This window comes from Leisingera coralii (assembly GCF_049056525.1).
Classification (GTDB): Bacteria; Pseudomonadota; Alphaproteobacteria; order Rhodobacterales; family Rhodobacteraceae; genus Leisingera; species Leisingera coralii.
Genome location: NZ_JBHUPT010000014.1, coordinates 61,714 through 80,654 on the forward strand (window position 1 = coordinate 61,714; position 18,941 = coordinate 80,654).

Sequence of the window (18,941 nt, forward strand, 5' to 3'; positions counted from 1 at the left end):
AGAGACTTGGGGCGCAGCGCAGCTAATGCGCTGCCAAACCGGGCAGTGAGGCGGACAATGGCGTATTTTGCGCAGGCGGGCCAAGGGCACGCCTATTCACAGGGCGGTGTTCAGAAGCAGGACACCGCAACTGGCGGTTCCTACGGGCAGCAGTACTCCGATCAGCATCATGCGGGCCAGCATTACACCGGTCCGGGAGCGGAGCCGGATTACGGCTATCAGGATCCCGCTTACGGGTACCAGCCTGACGGGCAGGGCTACGACGCGCAGGATTACGCGGCCTACGCCGCCCCGGCAGGGCTGCGGGCGCGATTCTCCAGAACCCTGAGCCTGCTGGGCGCCGCGGCCTCGGTGGCGCTGGTCGCAGGGGTCGGTTTCTGGGGCTACAAGCTGGTGATGCGCGACGTCAGCGGCGTGCCGGTGGTACGTGCCGCGGAAGGCCCGATGCGCGAGCAGCCCGCCAACCCGGGCGGCTCCCAGGCGGATCACCAGGGGCTGGCGGTGAATGCGGTTGCGGCCAGCGGCAGCGCCGAGGCTCCGGCCGACCGGCTGACCCTGGCGCCGCCCGCGATCCGGCTCACCGAAGATGACAAGCCGCTGCCGCAGCTGGCCGCCGAGACCGCCCCGGCAGAGCTGCCACCCGTTCCGGCAGAACCCGAGGCGGCTGAAACCCCCGGCGTCAGCGGGGAGGCGGTGGCCTCCTTCCAGAACGGCGATATTGACGCATTGGTTGCGGAACTCGCCCGCGAGGCGGAGACGCTGCCGGACCCGGTGCCCGCCTCGGCACAGGCGCCCGCCATCGTGCAGCCGGAACCGCTGCAGCCGGCACTGGCCGCTGCGGCTGCTTCGCCTGCAATTCTGAATGCGCCCGGCGTCAAGGTCTCGCTGCGGCCATCGGCCCGGCCTGCACGGTTCAGCCCCGCTCCGGCCGCAGCCGCACCGGCAGCGCCTGCCGCCACCGTCGATGTCGACCCGGCCTCCCTTCCAGCCGGCACCAGGCTGGCGCAGCTTGGCGCCTATGAGAGCCCGGAGGTCGCGCGCGCCGAATGGGACCGCATCCATGCCCGCTTTGCCGACTACCTGGAAGGCAAGCAGCGGGTGATCCAGCGCGCCGAAAGCGGCGGCCGCACCTTCTTCCGCCTGCGGGCAATGGGCTTTGCCGGCCTCTCCGACGCCCGCCGCTTCTGCTCGGCACTGGTGGCTGGCAATGCCGACTGCATTCCGGTAACCACGCGGTAACGAACCGCCCGGCCGTCAGGCCGGGCAGCGCCCGACCCGCCCCCAGGGCGGGCGCTTTGCACCCACCCCGGGCCGGGCGATGCCCTCCCGCATTCAAGGGGGCGATAGGGCATACTCATGACTTTTGGAGCCACCATCCTCGACGCCGACGGCCTGCGCCTGAGCGCAGATGAAAAGGCGTTCTTCCGCGATGCCGATCCCTTCGGCTTCATCCTGTTTGCCCGCAACATCCAAGACGCCGATCAGGTCCGCGCGCTGTGCAACGACTTCCGCGAGGCGGTGGGGCGGAACTGCATGATCACCATCGACCAGGAGGGCGGCCGGGTGCAGCGCCTCCGCAAACCGCTGGGGCGCGAGTGGCTGCCGCCGCTGGAGCACGTGCAGCGGGCCGGCGATGGCGCTGAACGCGCCATGTACCTGCGCTACCGGCTGATCGCGCATGAGCTGCATGGCCTCGGCATCGACAGCAACTGCGCGCCGATTGCCGACGTGGCCTGCGCGGACACCCATGAATTCCTGAAGAACCGCTGTTATGGCGAAGACACCCAGGCTGTGGCCGCTATCGGCCGCGCCGTGGCACAGGGCCATCTGGACGGCGGCGTACTGCCGGTGCTGAAGCACATCCCCGGCCACGGCCGCGCCACCGCCGACAGCCACATGGACCTGCCGCATGTGGACGCTGAACCGCGCACTCTGGAGCATAGCGATTTTACTGCCTTCCGCGCCCTGAACGGCATCCCGCTCGGGATGACCGCGCATCTGGTCTATGACGCTTACGACAGCCGCCCGGCCACCACCTCACTGGTGATGATGCAGCTGATCCGCGAGCAGATCGGCTTTGACGGGCTGATCATGACCGATGACATCTCGATGAAGGCGCTCAAGGGATCGCTGACGGACATTGCCCGCGACTCGATCGCCGCAGGCTGCGACGTGGTCCTGCTGTGTAACGCCCCGCTGGCCGACCGCATCGCGGTGGCAGAGGCCGCAGGCCGCATGACGGAGGCAGCACAAACCCGCGCAGACCGGGCGCTGGCGGCCCGCAAACCCCCTGCGGACCTTGACATTCAGGCCGCTGAAGACGAACTTGCCGCCCTCATGGGCGGGCAGGTGTATGGCTGAGCAGACACTCTTTTCGGAAGCGGACACGAGCGTAGAGGAACGGCTGGCGGCCGAGGCCCTGATCGTGGATGTCGACGGGTTCGAAGGCCCGCTCGACCTGCTGCTGACCCTGTCGCGCACCCAGAAGGTCGACCTGCGCCGGATCTCGGTGCTGGAGCTGGCGCGCCAGTACCTGGCCTTTGTCGAGAAGGCCAAGGAACTGCGGATCGAGCTTGCCGCCGACTACCTGGTGATGGCCGCCTGGCTCGCTTTCCTGAAGTCCCGCCTGCTGCTGCCCCCCGATCCGGAGGAGGAGGGCCCCTCGGGCGAGGAGCTGGCCGCCCACCTGGCGTTCCAGCTGGAGCGCCTGCAGGCGATGCGCGACGCTGCCGCGCGGCTGATGGGCCGCGACCGGCTGGGCCGCGATTTCTTTGCCCGCGGCGAGGTGGAGACCGTCGCCCGGATCAAGACCGTCACCTATACCGCCAACCTGCTGGATCTGATGCAGGCCTATGCCCGCATCCGCACCAAGGAGGATTTCCGCCCCTTCGTGATGGACCGCGACTCGGTCTTCACCATGGAGGAGGCGCTGGACCGCATGCGCCACCTGCTGGGCTTTACCGGTGACTGGACCGACCTGATCAGCTACCTGCCGGACGGCTGGCATAGCGATCCGGTGAAGCGCCGGTCGGCCACCGCGGCGACCTTTGCCGCCTCGCTGCAGCTGGTCAAGGAAGGCAAGGCTGAGCTGCGCCAGAGCGAAACATTTGCGCCGATCCAGCTGCGCAGCCTGAACGAGGATACCTGATGGAAGACCAGCTTATGGACAGCCCCGGCGCTCCCATCCGCGAAGACAACGACACGCTGTTCGACGCGCCGCCGATGGCGGAGCAGGAGCGGATGGTGGAAGCGGTGCTGTTTGCCAGCGCCGAGCCTGTCACCCTGCGCGACCTTGAGGGGCGGATGCCGCATGGCTGCAACCCGCGCGAGGCGCTGGAGCATCTGCGCAAGCGCTATGAGGGGCGCGGCGTGCGGGTGGTGCGGCTGGGCGAGGCCTGGGCGATCCGCACCGCGCCGGACCTTGGTTTCCTGATGCAGAAGGAAACCACCGAGCTGCGCAAGCTGAGCCGCGCCGCGATCGAAACCCTGGCGATCGTCGCCTATCACCAGCCGGTGACCCGCACCGAGATCGAGGAGATCCGCGGCGTCTCTGTGTCGCGCGGGACCATCGACCAGCTGATGGAGATGGACTGGATCCGCCTCGGCCGCCGCCGGATGACCCCGGGCCGCCCGGTGACATTCGTGGTGACACCGGAGTTCCTGGACCATTTCGGGCTGGAAAGCGCCCGCGACCTGCCGGGCCTCAAGGAACTGCGCGCCGCGGGCCTGCTGGAAAACCGGCCGCCGCCGGGCAGCCTGCCGATGGGCCAGGGCGGCGACGAGGACGACGAGCCGGAAGAACAGGCCGAACTGTTCGAGGAGTAACCCTCCGCCGCCGCGGTCTGCGCATTTGTGTTCGCTGGTTTCTTGCCCCGGTGGTGTTCCGTGCCCCGGAATTGTCTTAATCTGTGCTTAAGATCGCGGACAGGGCAGAAACTGAGGCCAAGGGCATGAATATCAACTGGATCATCAACATGGTGCTGCGGCGGCTGGTTAGCCGCGCGGTCAATGCCGGTGTGAATGCCGGCATCAACGCGGTTGCCAAGCGCAGCAGGCAGCAGGGCCGCAGCCAAGGGCAGGGTCGCAGCGCCCCGCCCGTGCAGCAGGCCGGGCGCTCGCGCATTCCTTCTGTCAAGCAGGGGCGCCGCCGGGGCTGAGAGGCGTGCGGCGCAGGCCCAGGGCCTCAGCCGCGCCGCTGAGGGCCAAGAGCGCCGACAGCGCCATGCAGCCTGCCAGCCCCCAGCCGGCAAACAGCAGCCCGCCGGCAAAGGGCGCGGCAAAGACGCAGAGATAGGTGACGGTGCTGTACAGCCCCATGATGGCGCCGCGCTGGGACGGGTCCAGGGCGGTGAGCCGCGCCACCAGCAGGTTGAGGCCCAGATGCTGGAACACGCCCCAGACCAGGGCCGCGCCCAGCAGCAGCCAGTATTGCGGCGCCACAGCCATCATCAGCAGGTAGCTGGCCGTAATCGCCAGCAGCACCGGCGCGGTGGCGCGCGCCAGCCCCAGCCGGTCCAGCAGCGGATCCAGCAGCACGGCCAGGCCGAAGCCGATGCCATAGAACAGCGGCAGCAGGCCCGCCTGGGTGGTGCTGCGCCCCAATTCCTGCGTGATATGGGCGCCGGTGAAGAAATAGCTGCCGTAGAACCCCAGCATCAGCAGGGCAGTTGCCAAGAGCCCGCGGAAGATCCCCGGCACCCGCAGCGCCGTCAGCGGCGAGGTCGCCTGGCCGCTGGGGCTGCCCGCGGCGCGCAAGGAGGCGGAGGCGGCCCACAGCAGCAGCGCCACGCCCGCCAGCGTGCCATAGACCGCGCGCCAGCCCGCCAGGTCGGTGGCCCAGGCGCTGACGCTGACCCCCAGCACCATCGACACGGTCCAGCCCGCCAGCACATAGCCCAGCACCCGCGCCTCGCGCCCTTTGGGGGCAATCACCATCGCCAGCGTGTAGATCGAGGGCAGGGCAGCCCCCGCCGCCAGCCCGCAGACCGCCTGCGCCGCCATCAGCGTCCAGACATCCGGTGCCGCCGCACTGGCCCCCAGCCCGGCCCCCAGCAGCAAGAGCGCGGCGCGCAGCAGCCGCCCCGCGCCGATCCGGTCCCCCAGCGGCGCCAGCAGCAGCGCCGCCGCCGCCACCCCCAGCCCATAGGCGCTGGCCGCCCGCATCACCTCTGCCGTGGTGGCATTCAGGGTTTGGCTGACAGCCGTCACCACCGGCGATAGCAGCAGCGAGTTTGCGCCAATCACGCCAATTGCGCTCATCAGGATCAGAATCGGGGTTCGCATGGGTTTACCTCGAAAATTGTTCAGGTAATTTAGCTACGTACTGAATGTGGTTCTGTGAAGGGCGGGCAGTTCAGGCGGCAGAAAAAACAGATGGAGTTCGGAAAATGGCTGGGAACACCCGTGCGCTGGACGCTTTGGACCGAAAAATATTAGGCGCGCTGTGCCAGGACGCGACACTCTCCTACGCCGCCATCGGCCAGCAAGTCGGGCTGTCGGCACCCGCGGTGCATGAACGGGTCAAGCGGCTGCGGGCCTCTGGTGCGATCGAGGCGACCATTGCACGGCTCGACGGCGCTGCGGTGGGCAAGCCGCTGCTGGCCTTCATCCATGTGGATACCGAGGGCTGGGGCGTGACCACCGATCTGCTGGCGCTGCAGGACATGCCGGAGCTGGAGGAGGTGCACAGCTCCGCCGGGGACACCAACCTGATCCTCAAGGTCCGCGTCGCCTCTCCCAAGGCGCTGGAGGGGCTCCTGGCGCGGATCTACGAGGTCGGCTGCGTGCGCGCCACCCGCACCTACACGGTGCTGTCCACCCATCTGGACAGGCCGGTGCAAGCGGGCACAACGGAGGGGCTGGCAGACGGCGGTCCAGTGAAATAGACCGCCCGGCCGATAGGCCGGGCAGTGCCCGTCCGCCCCCACGGGCGGGCACTTCGTTTCCGCCCTCGGACGGGCGCTGCCCTAACCGTGATCAGGCAGGCGTCTTGAAATGCTTGGACAGTTTCAGCCCCTGGCCCTGGTAGTTCGACGCAATCCCAGCGCCATAGAGCTGCTCCGGCACCTCGGCCATCTTCTCATAGACCAGACGCCCCACCACCTGGCCGTGCTCCAGCACAAACGGCGCCTCGTGGCAGCGCACCTCCAGCACTCCGCGCGACCCGGCTCCGCCCGCCGCGTCATGGCCGAATCCGGGGTCGAAGAAGCCCGCGTAATGCACCCGGAACTCGCCCACCATCGCCAGATAAGGCGCCATCTCGGCGGCAAAGGCGGGCGGGATATGCACCGCCTCGCGGCTCACCAGGATATAGAACGCGCCGGGGTCCAGGATGATGCGGCCATCCTTGGTGCGCACCTCTTCCCAGTATTCCTGCGGGTCGTATTCGCCGATCCGGTCCAGGTCGATCACGCCGGTGTGCGGCTTGGCGCGGTAGCCGACCAGATCGGTGCCCGGCAGCTTCAGATCGACGGAAAAGCCAAGACCGTCCTCGATCACCGCCTCGCCATCGACCAGCGGCGTGCCCGCGTGCAGCATCTTCAGCTCCGCATCCGACAATACCGCCTGGCCGCGGCGGAACCGGATCTGGTTGAGCCGCATGCCCGGCCGTACCAGCACCGAAAACGACCGCGGGCAGATCTCGGCATAGAGCGGCCCGGTGTAGCCCGGCTTGATCCGGTCGAATTCCTCGCCGCCGTCGGTGATGGTGCGGGTCAAGAGGTCGAGCCGCCCGGTGGAGCTCTTGGCATTGGCCACCGCCGAGACATCCTGCGGCAGCGCCAGCCCTTCCATCAAGGGCACCACATAGACGCAGCCCTTCTCCAGCACCGCACCGCCATCCAGGCTGATCCGGTGCATCTCAAACTCGCTCAGCCGGTCGGAAACGCTGCTGCCCTGGCCAGCCAGGAATGAGGCGCGCACCCGGTAGGCCACAGTGCCCAGCCGCAGGTCGAGGCTCGCAGGCTGGACTTGGCCTTCCACCAGCGGTGTGCTGACGGTGATCTCCCCGCGATCCAGCATGTTTTCAATGGTTTGGCTGGGCAAAACGCCTGTCATTTCCTGTCCCCCTCCGCGCCGGCATTGCGGCGATGCTGGCTCAATTGGCCTCAGTTCGCAATCCCTGAGCGCAACCGCCAAAGCCCTGCGCAGGATATGAAAACGCCCGGGTGCATGAACACCCGGGCGTTTTTCAAATGGTCGGGCTAGCAGGACTCGAACCTGCGACCTTCCGTCCCCCAGACGGACGCGCTACCAGGCTGCGCCATAGCCCGTTGCAAAGCCTTCTAACCGTTTTCACGGCAGGAGCAAGAGGGGAGGGAAAGATTTTTTATGCCCCCGCAAAGAAATTCAGACGGCTGAGGCAGTTGCGGCGCCCCGCCCCCCGGGACTGCCGTTTCCCGGAACGGGAAACGGCCCGGAAATCAGGTGATTTCCGGACCGGAATCCGCGCCGGATTCCGGCGCCTTTGCAGCCGCGCCCCTTGCGGCCAAAGCCCGCAGTTCTCCGGCACAGGCGGCGATCCCGGCCACGGTGTGCGGCGGCAGGCTGCGGATGGCGGCCAGATGGGCCAGAACAGCATGATGCGGCACAACCGGGGCAGGGGCCTCGGCCGTATCCTCCGGCTCAGGGGCTTGAACGGGCGCTTCTGCTGCCGCCGTTCTGTCTTGCGGCGGCCCCGCCTCAGTGTCCGCGTCCGGGTCAAAGCCGGAGGCGAATTCCAGCGCATCCACCTGCCGCGCGGCCACGTCCAGATCATGCGGCGGGAAGGAGGCCGCAGGGTCAGCCGCTTCCGCTTCATCCTCGGTTTCGCCCTCCGCCAGCGACGCGGCAAAGGGTTCAGCACCCGTGCCAAAGTCCAGCGGTTCATCGGGCTGAAGCCCCGCCGCCGCGACCAGGGTGTCCTGTGCCGGCTCTGCATGCGGTTCGGTTTCGGCAGGCCGCGCGGTGTCCTCCGCGGCGGGCGCTTGCGCTGCTGCCTCAGATGCATCCTCCGATTCCGCCGGGTCAGCTTGCGCGGGCGGCGGCTCAAGCGGCGCAGGGCGGTCTGCCGGAGCGGGCTCCTGCGGGGCGGCTTCTGCCGGGGGAGCGTCTTCGGGCGTTTCCCCCGCGGCGGCATCGCTCCACGGCGAGACGGTATCGGTTTCTGCCGCCGGAGCGGGGTCTTCCGCCGCCAGCTCTTGTGCAGCAGCCATGCTGGAGCCGGGCTGGCCGGCCTCGGCCTCTGCCTCGGCTTCCGCCTCTGCGGCGGGCGGGGACAGATCCATCCGCATCTGCGGCGCTTGCGCATCGGCCGGTTCCGGCGGGCTGTCAGGCTCTGCAGCGTCAGGATCCAAAGGCGTGTCCGGAAGGCTGTCCGGGGCGGCAGGGCTGACCGCGGCGGGGGCCCCTGCCGGTTCCTGCAGAGTGTCTTCTGCTGCGGCTTCCGGTTCAGGCCCGGCGGCGGGCTGCTGCGGGAAGCCGACCACGTTGCTGGTGTCAGGACCGGCACCGGCCGCATCCTGCGCGGCCTGCTCATGGCTCAGATCCAGCGAGCTTTGCCAGTCATCGCCCAGCTTGTCCGCAGGCGGCGCCGCGGGGTGGTCCTCGGCTGCGGCGTCCACCGGGTGCGAGAACTCCGCCACATGGGCGGCGCCATGCTCGCGCAGCAGCGCCTGCACCTCCTTGATCGACATCCCGTCGTCATGCAGCAGTTTCTTGATGCCGCCCAGAAGCCGCATATCCGCAGGCCGGTAATAGCGCCGCCCGCCGGCGCGCTTCACGGGTTTGACCTGGGTGAACTTGCTCTCCCAGAAGCGCAGGACATGCGCCTGCACGCCCAGCCAGTCCGCAACTTCGCTGATGGTGCGGAAGGCGTCCGGTGATTTTGACATGGCTCAATTGGTCCCGTTATTTACGGTTGCCGTCTGCCACGCGGTCTTTCATCAGGTGGGAGGGCCGGAAGGTCAGCACGCGGCGCGGCTGAATCGGCACTTCTTCGCCGGTCTTCGGGTTGCGCCCGACCCGGGCAGACTTGTCCCTTACGCTGAATGTCCCGAACGAGGAGATCTTCACCTGTTCACCGCGCACCAGGGCGTCCGACATATGCTGCAGCATGCTTTCCACCAGCTGCGCGCTTTCGTTGCGCGACAGGCCGACTTCCCGGAAAACTGCTTCACTCAAATCCATTCGTGTCAGTGTTTTTTCGCCCATACCAATCCCCGTTGTTTGCCAAAGCATATGGCGCGGGGAAATTCCCTGTCAATATCAATGAATTGCGCGGGGTGTTTCGGGCAGGAATCCGGGCGGAACGGTTACCAGCGCAACACAACGGCGCCCCAGGCCAGACCGCCGCCGATGGCTTCGGTCACGATCAGGTCGCCTTCTTTGATCTGGCCGCGCTCTTTGCCGACAGACAGGGCAAGCGGAATGGAGGCGGCGGAGGTATTGCCGTGATCCTGCACGGTTACCACAACGTTGTCCATGCTCAGGCCCATTTTCTTGGCGGTGCCCTGGATGATGCGGATATTGGCCTGATGCGGCACGATCCAGTCCACGTCCGCGGCCGAAAGCCCGGCGCGGTCCAGAGCCGTGTTCGCAGTAGAGGCGAGCTTTTCGACCGCGTGGCGGAACACCTGGTTGCCCTGCATCCGCAGATAGCCGGTCGATTGGGTCGACGAAACGCCGCCATCGACGTAGAGAAGATCCTTGTAGCGGCCGTCCGAGTTGAGGTCGGTGGCCAGAATGCCGCGGTCCTTGTTGGTGCCTGCCAGCTCCTGGCCCTCCAGCAGCAGCGCCCCGGCGCCATCGCCGAACAGCACGCAGGTGGAGCGGTCGGTCCAGTCCATGATCCGGCTGAAGGTCTCGGCGCCGATCACTAGCACCCGTTCCGCCTGGCCCGAGGCGATCAGCGCATTGGCGTTACTCAGGGCATAGACAAAGCCCGCACAGACCGCCTGCACGTCAAACGCAAAGCCCTTGGTCATGCCCAGCTTGGACTGCACCATGGTGGCGGCAGAGGGGAAGGTGAGGTCGGCGGTGGAAGTGGCCACGATAATGGCGTCCACATCTTCAGCCGTCAGGCCTGCATCCGCCAAAGCGCGCTCTGCAGCCTTGGCAGCCATATCCGATGTGGTTTCTCCCTCAGCGGCGAAATGGCGGCGTTCAATGCCGGACCGGGACCGGATCCATTCGTCCGAAGTGTCCAGCGAGGCCTCGAATTCCGCGTTTTCAACCACCCGTTCAGGGAGATAGTGGCCTGTGCCAACAACTACCGCGCGTCGCGTCATCCGGTGCCTGCCTATTTCAGTCTTTTTCAGTGGCCGCCCGCAGAGCGCGGGGGGCAGTATTATCTTGGGTATGCGCGCCGGCAGATGCAACCCGCGCCGCCAGTTTTTCGGCGAATCCGTGCTGAGCCAGGCGGAAGGCGAGCTTCACCGCCGCCGAGACGCCGGTGGCGTCCGCGCCGCCGTGGGATTTCACCACGGTGCCGTTGAGGCCCAGGAACACCCCGCCGTTGACCCGGCGCGGGTCCATCCGCTTGGACAGCCGCTTGAGCGAGGTCATCGCCAGCAGCGCCGCGATCTTCGACAGGAAGGAATACTGGAACGCTTCGCGCAGCGCAGTGCGCATCACCCGGGCGGTGCCTTCGCCGGTCTTGATCGCCACATTGCCGGTAAAGCCGTCGGTGACGATCACGTCCACCGCATTGCCGGGAATGTCGCTGCCTTCGACAAAGCCCACGAACTCATAGTTCGCCTGGGCCGCATTGTCCGCAATCAGACCATAGGCCTCTTTCAGCTCAGCGCGGCCCTTGTGCTCCTCAGTGCCGACGTTCAGCAGCCCCACCCTCGGGCAGGCGATGTCCATCGAGTTGCGCACATAGGAAGTGCCCATCAGGGCGTATTGCAGCAGATCCTCGGCATCCGCCTTCACGTCGGCGCCGACGTCCAGCATCACGTTGAACCCCTGCGGGTTCAGCGACGGCCACAGGATGGCGATGGCCGGGCGGTTGATGCCGGGAAGCTTGCGCAGGCGCAGCATCGACAGCGCCATCAGCGCGCCGGTGTTGCCGCAGGAAACCGCGCCCGCCGCCTCGCCGTTCTTGACCGCCTCCAGGGCGGCCCACATCGAGGTGCCCTTGCCGTTGCGCATCACCTGGGAGGGCTTGTCCTCCATCGTCACCACATCGCGGGCATCGCGAATTTCGACGCGGCCCTTGAGCGCGCGTTTCTTGGCGACCAGAGGTGTCAGCTGTTCGGCGGGGCCGTGCAGGATGAACCCGATATCCGGGTTCTTCTGTGCCGACATGGCAATGCCGGCCACCACAACTGCGGGGCCGGCGTCTCCGCCCATGGCGTCAACAGAAATGATGATGCGGCCGGCTTCTGCCTGATTTTTCGCGGGTTTACCCGTCATGCGAAAGCCTGCCTGGCATCAGGATCCTGTTCGTGGCTTACGCCGCGTCCTCGTCGATCTCGATTTCGTCAGCTGCCGCGACGATTTCCTTGTCGTCGTAATGGCCGCAGGACGGGCACACGTGGTGCGGGCGCTTCAGCTCGCCGCAGTTGCCGCATTCGTTCGGGTTCGCAGCAACCAGTGCATCGTGCGCGCGGCGGTTGTTGCGGCGCGATTTGGATACTTTGTTCTGTTGGACGGCCATGTCTCAACCTTTGTCTGTTTGGGCCTTGGGGCCATCCCCGCGGCGCGATTGCATTCGTGTTCGATCGGTGTGACGTGCGTTTAGGCGCCTGCCTCAGCATTGTCCAACCAAAAATTCCGATGAGCGCGCGAAAATACTGCGAATCTCCGGCGGCGCAAGGAGTTTTTTAGGGCAGGGGCGCGGCTGGCGCCAGATGCAATTTCCGCATGTGCAAAAATTCTGCGCTCAGTCCTCATCTTTCAGCTGCCCGCGCAGCGCAGCGAGCCCGGCAAAGGGCTTGGTGTCCTCGTCCCGCATCGGCGCCACACCCTCTTCGGCATAGACCGCTTCGCCGAGTTCGGCGCCGTCCTTGCGCGGGTAGGGCGGGATGTGCAGCGCCAGCGCCTCGGCCATCACCGCGGCCGGGTCGATGTGGGTGCCCAGCGGCTCGATGCTGTCGTCCTCGGGCATCTCCACCTCAGTGCCTTCCGGGGTCTCGAAATTGGTGACATAGGTGAGGCTGACCTTTTCCTCGATCCGGGTGGTCACCGGCTCCAGCGTCACCACGCAATCCTGCACCACGGTGGCGCCCAGGCTGCCGGTCAGCTGCCAGTCGCGCTTGCCCAGGGCCTTGATCTCTCCGGTGAAGCGGACCTTGCGCAGGGCATTCACCCCCAGCTCCGCGGCCAGGGCGGCCAGCTCCTCCTTGCCCGGGATGATTTCAAAGGCGGTCGGGGTGTTCTGCGGCAGGTCCGCCACCCGCAAAGCAGTGCTCTCAGACATGTTAGGGGACTTTCGTTTCTTGAACCGGAAGCGGTCATTAGGTAATCGGGTTGAAAGACGTATTCAAGCCGCGCAGTGCGGCGAGGCTCGGGGGGCCCTCATGTTTGCAAAGGCGTTTCATTACAAGTCCGTTCTGCGCGGCGCGGTATTTGCAGCAGCCGGACTGGCGCTGGCGGCCTGCACATCGGTCTACCGCAAGCATGGCTACGTGCCGACGCCCGGCCAGCTGGCCGAGGTGGTGCCGGGGATCGATACCCGGGATTCGGTGGCCGAAACCATCGGTGTGCCGTCCTCGACCGGTGTGCTGAACGACAGCGGCTACTACTATGTGGCGACCCGCTTCCGCCATTATGGCGCCACCGCGCCGGAACCGGTGGCGCGGGACCTGGTGGCAATCAGCTTTGACGCCCAGGGCGTGGTGGAGGGGATCCGGCGCTACAGCCTGGAAGACGGCAAGGTGGTGCCGCTGGAGCGGCGGGTGACCAGTTCCAGCGTGCAGGACAGCACCTTCCTGCGCCAGCTTCTGGGCAACCTCGGAAACTTCGGCCCGGATCAGTTCCTCAATAACGAATAGCCCGGCTTCACGGCTGTGCCGCAGCGCCTACGTCAGGGGATGCGCGCCGCAACAGCGCGGGCCTGCAGCAGGGGGCAGCGATGGCAGAGCCGGATGTTTTGCTGAGCAAGGGGCAATACCGCGCCCGCCTTGCCTTTGGGGCGGCGGATATTGCCGCGGCGCAAACATTGCGGGCGCTGTGCTTCCGGACCCCCGCCACCGATTGCGACGCCTTTGACGGCCTCTGCGCGCATGTTCTGGTCGAGCACACAGGCACCGGCGCGCTGGTCTGCTGTTTCCGGCTGCTGGTGCTGGAGAGCGGCGCGGAGCTGGAGCGCAGCTATGCGGCGCAATTCTATGATCTGCAGGGGCTTCAGGGCTTCGCGGGCCGGATGGTGGAGCTGGGCCGTTTCTGCATCCATCCTGACTGGCACGACCCGGACATCCTGCGCATTGCCTGGGGGGCAATCACGGCGTTTGTCGATGGGGGCGGCGTGCAGATGCTGTTTGGCTGCTCCTCCTTTGCCGGCACGTCGGCAGAGGCCTATCTGGACGCCTTTGCCCTGCTCAAGCACCGCCACCTGGCCCCTGATCACTGGCGGCCAAAGGTGAAGGCACCCGATGTGTTCCGCTTTGCCGCCCGGCTGCGGCGCAAGCCGGATGCGAAACGGGCGATGCTGGCGATGCCGCCCTTGCTGCGCAGCTACCTGATGATGGGCGGCTGGGTCAGCGATCATGCGGTAATCGACCCCCACATGAACACGCTGCATGTGTTCACGGGCTTGGAAATCGGGGCCATCCCGGCAGCCCGCAAACGGTTGCTGCGGGCGGTGGCCGGGCGGTTTTGAGTATTTTGGGAAAGATGAACGGGGAGCGTTGACGTGATTTTGCCGCCGGGGTAGCTGGCTGGCATGGCACGTATTCCTCTTTTGCAGATGTCCGGCATTTCCCTCACCTTCGGGGGCGATCCGGTTTTCGCCAACCTCGATCTGGTGGTGCAGCCCGGCGACCGGGTGGCGCTGGTGGGCCGCAACGGCTCGGGAAAATCCACCCTGATGAAGGTGATGGCGGGGATTGTTGAAGCCGATCAGGGTGACATCGTGGTGCCGCCGGGCAAGTCGGTGGGCTACATGGAGCAGGATCCCAAGATGGAGGGGTTCGCGACACTCGGCGATTTTGCCGCCAGCGAGCTGGACCCCGGCGAGATGTACAAGGTGGAGCGCGCAGGCGAGGGGCTGAAGTTCGATCCCGCACGGCCCGTCGAGACCGCCTCCGGCGGCGAGCGCCGCCGTGCCGCGCTGGCCAAGCTGATGGCCGAAGCACCGGACCTGATGCTGCTGGACGAGCCGACCAACCATTTGGATATCGAGGCGATCACCTGGCTGGAAAACGAGCTGAAGGCCACCCGGGCGGCCTTTGTGCTGATCTCCCACGACCGTGCGTTCCTGCGGGCGCTGACCCGCGCGACCCTGTGGGTGGACCGCGGCGAGGTGCGGCGCCAGGAGAAGGGGTTTGAGCATTTCGAGGCCTGGCGCGACAAGGTCTGGGAAGACGAGGACATGCAGCGCCACAAGCTGAACCGCCTGATCAAGTCGGAAAGCCGCTGGGCGGTGGAAGGCATCTCTGCCCGCCGCAAGCGCAACATGGGCCGGGTGCGGGCGCTGCAGGACCTGAAGGCGGAACGCTCTGCCCAGATCAAGCGCCAGGGTGCCGCCGAGATGGCGCTGGAGGCGGGTCCCAAATCGGGCCGCAAGGTGATCGAGGCCGAAGGGCTGAGCAAGGCGTTCGGCGGCAAGCAGATCGTCAAGGACTTCTCGCTGAAGGTGCAGCGCGGCGACCGGGTGGCCTTTGTCGGCCCCAATGGCGCGGGGAAAACCACGCTGCTGAAAATGCTCCTGGGCATGGAAGAGCCGGATACGGGAACCGTGCAGCTGGGCACCAACCTGGAGATCGCCCTGTTCGACCAGACCCGCGACCAGCTGGACGGCGATTCGACCCTGTGGGAGAACTTGACCGCGGATCCCTTGCTGGGGATTTCCGGCAAGGCGGATCAGGTGATGGTGCGCGGCCAGCCCAAGCATGTGGTGGGCTACCTCAAGGAATTCCTGTTCGACGAACGCCAGGCGCGGGCGCCGGTTCGGTCGCTGTCGGGCGGCGAGAAGGCGCGGCTGCTGCTGGCGCGTCTGATGGCGCGGTCCTCGAACCTCTTGGTGCTGGACGAACCCACCAACGACCTGGATGTCGAGACGCTGGACCTGCTGCAGGAGCTCTTGGACAATTACGACGGCACCGTGCTGCTGGTCAGCCACGACCGGGATTTCCTGGACCGGGTGGCGACCACGACAATTGCGATGGAGGGCGACGGCAAGGCCACGGCTTACGCCGGCGGCTGGAGCGATTACATTGCGCAGCGCGGGCCGCTGGAGGTGGCGGAACGGCCTGAGAAGGTGAAACCGGCAAAGCCAAAGCCCAAGCAGGAGAGCCAGCCCAAGGACGGCCTCAGCTTCAAGGAAAAGCACCGGCTGGAAGCGCTGCCGGGCGAGATCGAGCGCCTCGAGGCGGAGATCGGCAAGCTGCAGGAACTGATGGCGGATCCGGAGCTGTTCACCCGCGAGCCGGTCAAGTTCAAGAAGGCCACAGAGGCGCTGGTGGAGCGGCAGGAAAAGCTGGCGGCCGCCGAGGAAGAATGGCTGCTGCTGGAGGAAAAGGCCGAAAGCTGAAGCGGCTCTTTTCAATTAGGACAGAGAGGCTGACCAAATGTTTCGCGCGCGAAACATTTGGTCAAAGTTCCTGCCGTAAAACTTTGGAATTCATCAGGAAATTCTAAGCGCAGGTTAAGGCGGCGGGCGCTGCCCTGACCGTCCGGTCACCTGTGCCGGGGGCGCGCGGGATTGCCGGTCACGGTTTCACCTGCGGCGATATCCTTGGTCACAATTGCGCCTGCGCCGACAATGGCGCCATCGCCGATGGTGACGCCCGGCAGAATGATGGCGCCGCCGCCGATCCAGACGTCGGCGCCCAGGGTGACGGGGTATGCGATTTCGAGGCCTTTCGCCCGTAAGTCTCTGTCCTTGTGGTGCTGGGCGCAGTAGATCTGCACATTCGGCCCCAGCATGGTGCCGTCGCCTATGGTCACGGGCGCAGTGTCCAGAATGGTGCAGCCCGCATTCAAATAGACGTTGTTGCCGAGGCTGATGTTGATGCCATAGGCGCAGTGAAACGGCGTCTCGATTAGGCAGTTTTTGCCGTGGCCGGCAAAGAGTGCGGCGAGCGGCGGGCTTAAGACCTCAGCTGGATCAGGGGCCGCCATGTTGTGCTGGTGCACCGCAACGCGGGCCTGGTGGCGCAACGCCGCCAGTTCGCTGTCCAGGCAACAGTACCACTCGCCCGCCTGCATCTTCTGCCGTTCGGTTTTGGTCATCGGGGTCTCCTTGCCGGGGAGAGGACACCGGGCGCGGCGGCTTGTCAAATGGCGGAGGGCTCCCGCGCCCGCAGGTGCCTTGGCTGCGCCAAGCCGCCTTTGTGCGGCCTTGGGCCGCGCGCTGCTTGCGCAGCGTCGAAGGATTTGCTGAGAAGCGCTTCAGGGGCAGGTCTGCCCCTGAAGGCGCCATTTCGAGTGTGTGCCCCTGCTTGCGCGTCAAGGGTGAACCGTGCTGCGCACGGCGGCTTTGCCGCCCTTGACCCGCAATCAGGAGCGGAAGCGTCAGCGCATGCGCAGGGCGCCGTCGATGCGGATGACCTCGCCGTTGAGGTAGCCCATCTCGACGATGAAGCCGGCCAGGCGGCCGTATTCGCGCGGATCGCCCAGGCGGGCGGGGTTGGGGACGTCGGCGGCGAGCTGCTGCTGCACCTCTTCCGGCAGGCCGGCCAGCATCGGGGTCATGAAGATGCCCGGCGCGATGGTCATCACCCGGATGCCGGAAGACGCAAGGTCACGCGCCATCGGCAGGCACATGCCGGCAACCCCGCCCTTGGAGGCGGCATAGGCGGCCTGGCCCTTTTGCCCGTCGAAGGCGGCGATGGAGGCGGTGTTGATGATCACGCCGCGGGCGCCGTCATCCTCGGGCGCGTTCTTGGCGATCTCGACAGCGGCGAGGCGGGCGACGTTGAAGGTGCCGACCAGGTTGATGTCGATGGTGCGCTTGTAGGCGTCCAGCGGATGCGGGCCGTCCTTGCCCACGGTCTTGGCGCCGATGGCGATGCCGGCGCAGTTCACGCAAGCCGTGATCTTGCCCATCTTCTCTGCCGCATGGGCGATGGCGGCGGAGACCGATTCCTCGCTGGTCACGTCGGTCTGGGCGAAATGGCCGCCGATTTCTTCCGCCACCTGAGCGCCGCGCTCGGCGTCGCGGTCCAGGATGGTGACCTGAGCGCCTTGTTCCGCGAAATAGCGCGCGGTGGCCTCGCCGAGGCCGGAGGCGCCGCCGGTGACGACGGCTGCGGTGTCTGCAAGTTTCATGAGCGGGGCTCCTCCCGGTTATCTGAACATGCGTTCATATAATGGGCGCAGACCCTGCCTGTCCAGCGGGACGGGACGTCGCGGCTATTGGAGTGCGGATGTCAGCCGGTCATCAGGCGGCGGTCGAGTGCCGCCAGCGGACGCAGCAGGCGGCCGAGCGGCGGCCACCAGCCCCAGGTGCCGCCCAAGCGGCGCAGCCTGGCGCCGGTGCCGAGCTTGAACCGGGCGAGGCCGGGGGCATCCTCGGTGTTGATCAGGCCGAGGTCGAGCTGGCGGATGCCTTTGGCGGCGAGCCAGCTGGCGGTTTCCCACAGCAGCAGGTTATGGGCGCTGAGCTGTTTGCCGCGGGCGGTGGTGTGGGCCATGTGATAGGTGGCGCCGGTGCCGTGCAGCAGGATCAGGACGGCGGCCACCGCCTCCTTCCCCTCGAAGGCCTGGAACAGTTTCGCTTGGCCCTTGTTCTGCTGCGCATAGGCAAGGGTGAGGCCGATCGGCCAGCTGCGGTAGCTGCGGGTGCCCTGCTGTTTGGCATCAGCTTCGAACAGCCAATGGAGCGGGTCGTGCGGCAGGTTCTGGCGGGTGAGCCGCAGGTTTTGGGATTCGCCGTGTTTCAGCCGGTTGCGCCATTTCTGGTGCAGCGCGGCGCGGCGCTGGTCCGGGGTGCCGGAGAGGTCCAGCAGCGCCGCATGGGCCGGGCTCATCAGCGGCACCGCGCCGATGCGGGCCAGATCCGGCGTCCGGGTTTCCGGAGACAGGATCAGCGGGGTGCGGCCCAGGGCGTGTGCTTGCAGCGCTTCGCGCAGGGCTTCCGGGTCAGGAATGACTGCGCGGTTCATCATGGCGAGCGGCAGGCCGCCCGGCAGGCGCTGCTGCAGCACCAGCATGTCCTGCAATTGCGGCAAGGTCACCGGCGCCTGTCCGCAGGCGCGCAAGGCCCGGGCGAATTCGGGGCTCTGCTGGAGCGCGCGCGGGTGCTGGGATGCAGCCTCGGTGTGCGGCATGGCGGAGTCGTGGAGCGCATCAAACATGCCCCGCATTAACGCGCTGGAAACCTAAATGAGGGTTAATGAGCGCATGAAAAAGACAAAACAGATCATGGGTCAGGCGGCGGCCGCGCCGCGGATGACCAAGGCGGCGGCGCTGCTGATCGCCATCGGACTGTCGGTGCCGGTGTTTTTGCTGCTGACGCTGCTGGAAGCGCTGCTGTTCTGAAGCGGCCCGGAGGGCTCCCGCGCCCTTGTGCGGCCTTGGGCCGGGCGCCGCTGCGCGGCGCAAGGGGCTCCGCCCGTTCGTACCTGAAATTGTCCCCGGACAGTTTCCTGGACGATACTCAGCGCTGGGAAGCGCTTAAGGGCAGGTTTGCCCTTAAGGCGCCATTCCAACCGTATTCCGGCCGTTATCGCCTCAAGGACGAACCGTGCTGCGCTCGGCGGCTGTTGGGCTCTACCCGTTCACAAGCGAAACGCTCCCCCGGAGCGTTTCCAGGAACTTGTTCAGCCTTGACCCGGTGCTGGCCTGACAGGGCTGTT

The 18,941-nt window shown here is 66.6% G+C and carries 21 protein-coding genes and 1 tRNA gene; 10 read left to right on the plus strand and 12 right to left on the minus strand.

The window, feature by feature from the left end:
* Positions 1 to 57 precede the first annotated feature (57 nt).
* From ACFMBG_RS05085 to ACFMBG_RS05105, 5 genes are all read left to right on the plus strand, one after another.
* Entirely contained in the window at positions 58 to 1,239 is a 1,182-nt protein-coding gene (locus ACFMBG_RS05085; RefSeq protein ID WP_421053637.1) for an SPOR domain-containing protein, read from the plus strand.
* Positions 1,240 to 1,356: 117 nt separating this feature from the next.
* Positions 1,357 to 2,361: a beta-N-acetylhexosaminidase gene (nagZ, locus tag ACFMBG_RS05090; protein ID WP_421053638.1), complete on the plus strand. Its 1,005-nt coding sequence runs from the start codon at positions 1,357 to 1,359 to the stop codon at positions 2,359 to 2,361.
* Positions 2,354 to 3,148 carry a segregation and condensation protein A gene (locus ACFMBG_RS05095; RefSeq protein WP_421053639.1) on the plus strand — a complete coding sequence of 265 codons (795 nt, stop codon included), beginning with the start codon at positions 2,354 to 2,356 and terminating at the stop codon, positions 3,146 to 3,148. Before nagZ ends, ACFMBG_RS05095 begins: the two co-directional genes overlap by 8 nt.
* On the plus strand, positions 3,148 to 3,825 hold the full coding sequence (gene scpB / locus ACFMBG_RS05100) for an SMC-Scp complex subunit ScpB (RefSeq protein ID WP_421053640.1): 678 nt from the start codon (positions 3,148 to 3,150) through the stop codon (positions 3,823 to 3,825). Before ACFMBG_RS05095 ends, scpB begins: the two co-directional genes overlap by 1 nt.
* A gap of 125 nt (positions 3,826 to 3,950) precedes the next feature.
* A complete protein-coding gene (locus ACFMBG_RS05105) occupies positions 3,951 to 4,157 on the plus strand; it encodes a hypothetical protein (protein ID WP_421053641.1) in 207 nt (68 codons plus the stop codon).
* Here ACFMBG_RS05105 and ACFMBG_RS05110 read toward each other — a convergent pair.
* The gene (locus ACFMBG_RS05110; protein ID WP_421053642.1) at positions 4,132 to 5,283 is read right to left on the minus strand and encodes an MFS transporter; all 1,152 of its coding nucleotides are present in this window, start codon (positions 5,281 to 5,283) and stop codon (positions 4,132 to 4,134) included. The genes ACFMBG_RS05105 and ACFMBG_RS05110 overlap by 26 nt on opposite strands.
* A 104-nt stretch (positions 5,284 to 5,387) precedes the next feature.
* On the opposite strand from ACFMBG_RS05110, the gene ACFMBG_RS05115 reads away from it, so the two are divergent.
* Positions 5,388 to 5,885: an Lrp/AsnC family transcriptional regulator gene (locus ACFMBG_RS05115; protein WP_421053643.1), complete on the plus strand. Its 498-nt coding sequence runs from the start codon at positions 5,388 to 5,390 to the stop codon at positions 5,883 to 5,885.
* Between the two features lie 91 nt (positions 5,886 to 5,976).
* Here ACFMBG_RS05115 and ACFMBG_RS05120 read toward each other — a convergent pair whose 3' ends face one another.
* The 8 genes from ACFMBG_RS05120 to ACFMBG_RS05155 form a co-directional block, all read right to left on the minus strand.
* On the minus strand, positions 5,977 to 7,056 hold the full coding sequence (locus ACFMBG_RS05120) for a 2'-deoxycytidine 5'-triphosphate deaminase (RefSeq protein WP_421053644.1): 1,080 nt from the start codon (positions 7,054 to 7,056) through the stop codon (positions 5,977 to 5,979).
* Positions 7,057 to 7,194: 138 nt separating this feature from the next.
* A tRNA-Pro gene (locus ACFMBG_RS05125) sits at positions 7,195 to 7,271 on the minus strand.
* Positions 7,272 to 7,421: 150 nt separating this feature from the next.
* Positions 7,422 to 8,870, minus strand: a complete 1,449-nt coding sequence (locus ACFMBG_RS05130; protein WP_421053645.1) for a MerR family transcriptional regulator — start codon at positions 8,868 to 8,870, stop codon at positions 7,422 to 7,424.
* Between the two features lie 16 nt (positions 8,871 to 8,886).
* Complete coding sequence (gene ihfA, locus ACFMBG_RS05135; RefSeq protein WP_008207184.1) at positions 8,887 to 9,189, minus strand: integration host factor subunit alpha; 303 nt, start codon at positions 9,187 to 9,189, stop codon at positions 8,887 to 8,889.
* 101 nt (positions 9,190 to 9,290) lie between these two features.
* Positions 9,291 to 10,265 carry a beta-ketoacyl-ACP synthase III gene (locus ACFMBG_RS05140; protein ID WP_421053646.1) on the minus strand — a complete coding sequence of 325 codons (975 nt, stop codon included), beginning with the start codon at positions 10,263 to 10,265 and terminating at the stop codon, positions 9,291 to 9,293.
* 16 nt (positions 10,266 to 10,281) lie between these two features.
* A complete protein-coding gene (plsX, locus tag ACFMBG_RS05145; RefSeq protein WP_421053647.1) occupies positions 10,282 to 11,394 on the minus strand; it encodes a phosphate acyltransferase PlsX in 1,113 nt (370 codons plus the stop codon).
* A 37-nt stretch (positions 11,395 to 11,431) separates the two neighbouring features.
* Positions 11,432 to 11,638 carry a 50S ribosomal protein L32 gene (rpmF, locus tag ACFMBG_RS05150; protein WP_008558107.1) on the minus strand — a complete coding sequence of 69 codons (207 nt, stop codon included), beginning with the start codon at positions 11,636 to 11,638 and terminating at the stop codon, positions 11,432 to 11,434.
* Positions 11,639 to 11,863: 225 nt separating this feature from the next.
* A complete protein-coding gene (locus tag ACFMBG_RS05155) occupies positions 11,864 to 12,400 on the minus strand; it encodes a YceD family protein (protein ID WP_421053648.1) in 537 nt (178 codons plus the stop codon).
* A 100-nt stretch (positions 12,401 to 12,500) separates the two neighbouring features.
* On the opposite strand from ACFMBG_RS05155, the gene ACFMBG_RS05160 reads away from it, so the two are divergent.
* The 3 genes from ACFMBG_RS05160 (at position 12,501) to ACFMBG_RS05170 (ending at position 15,673) form a co-directional block, all read left to right on the plus strand.
* Entirely contained in the window at positions 12,501 to 12,974 is a 474-nt protein-coding gene (locus tag ACFMBG_RS05160) for an outer membrane protein assembly factor BamE (RefSeq protein WP_421053649.1), read from the plus strand.
* An 80-nt stretch (positions 12,975 to 13,054) separates the two neighbouring features.
* Positions 13,055 to 13,801: a GNAT family N-acetyltransferase gene (locus ACFMBG_RS05165; protein WP_421053650.1), complete on the plus strand. Its 747-nt coding sequence runs from the start codon at positions 13,055 to 13,057 to the stop codon at positions 13,799 to 13,801.
* Positions 13,802 to 13,864: 63 nt separating this feature from the next.
* A complete protein-coding gene (locus tag ACFMBG_RS05170; protein WP_476703264.1) occupies positions 13,865 to 15,673 on the plus strand; it encodes an ABC-F family ATP-binding cassette domain-containing protein in 1,809 nt (602 codons plus the stop codon).
* 146 nt (positions 15,674 to 15,819) lie between these two features.
* Here the strand turns inward: ACFMBG_RS05170 and ACFMBG_RS05175 are convergent, their stop codons facing one another.
* The 3 genes from ACFMBG_RS05175 to ACFMBG_RS05185 form a co-directional block, all read right to left on the minus strand.
* Positions 15,820 to 16,374 carry a sugar O-acetyltransferase gene (locus ACFMBG_RS05175; protein WP_421053651.1) on the minus strand — a complete coding sequence of 185 codons (555 nt, stop codon included), beginning with the start codon at positions 16,372 to 16,374 and terminating at the stop codon, positions 15,820 to 15,822.
* A 282-nt stretch (positions 16,375 to 16,656) separates the two neighbouring features.
* Positions 16,657 to 17,412, minus strand: a complete 756-nt coding sequence (locus ACFMBG_RS05180; RefSeq protein ID WP_421053652.1) for a 3-hydroxyacyl-CoA dehydrogenase — start codon at positions 17,410 to 17,412, stop codon at positions 16,657 to 16,659.
* 101 nt (positions 17,413 to 17,513) lie between these two features.
* Positions 17,514 to 18,440, minus strand: coding sequence for a GNAT family N-acetyltransferase (locus tag ACFMBG_RS05185; protein WP_421053653.1), 927 nt, complete (start codon positions 18,438 to 18,440; stop codon positions 17,514 to 17,516).
* Between the two features lie 46 nt (positions 18,441 to 18,486).
* On the opposite strand from ACFMBG_RS05185, the gene ACFMBG_RS05190 reads away from it, so the two are divergent.
* On the plus strand, positions 18,487 to 18,624 hold the full coding sequence (locus ACFMBG_RS05190; RefSeq protein WP_421053654.1) for a hypothetical protein: 138 nt from the start codon (positions 18,487 to 18,489) through the stop codon (positions 18,622 to 18,624).
* Positions 18,625 to 18,941: the final 317 nt, after the last annotated feature.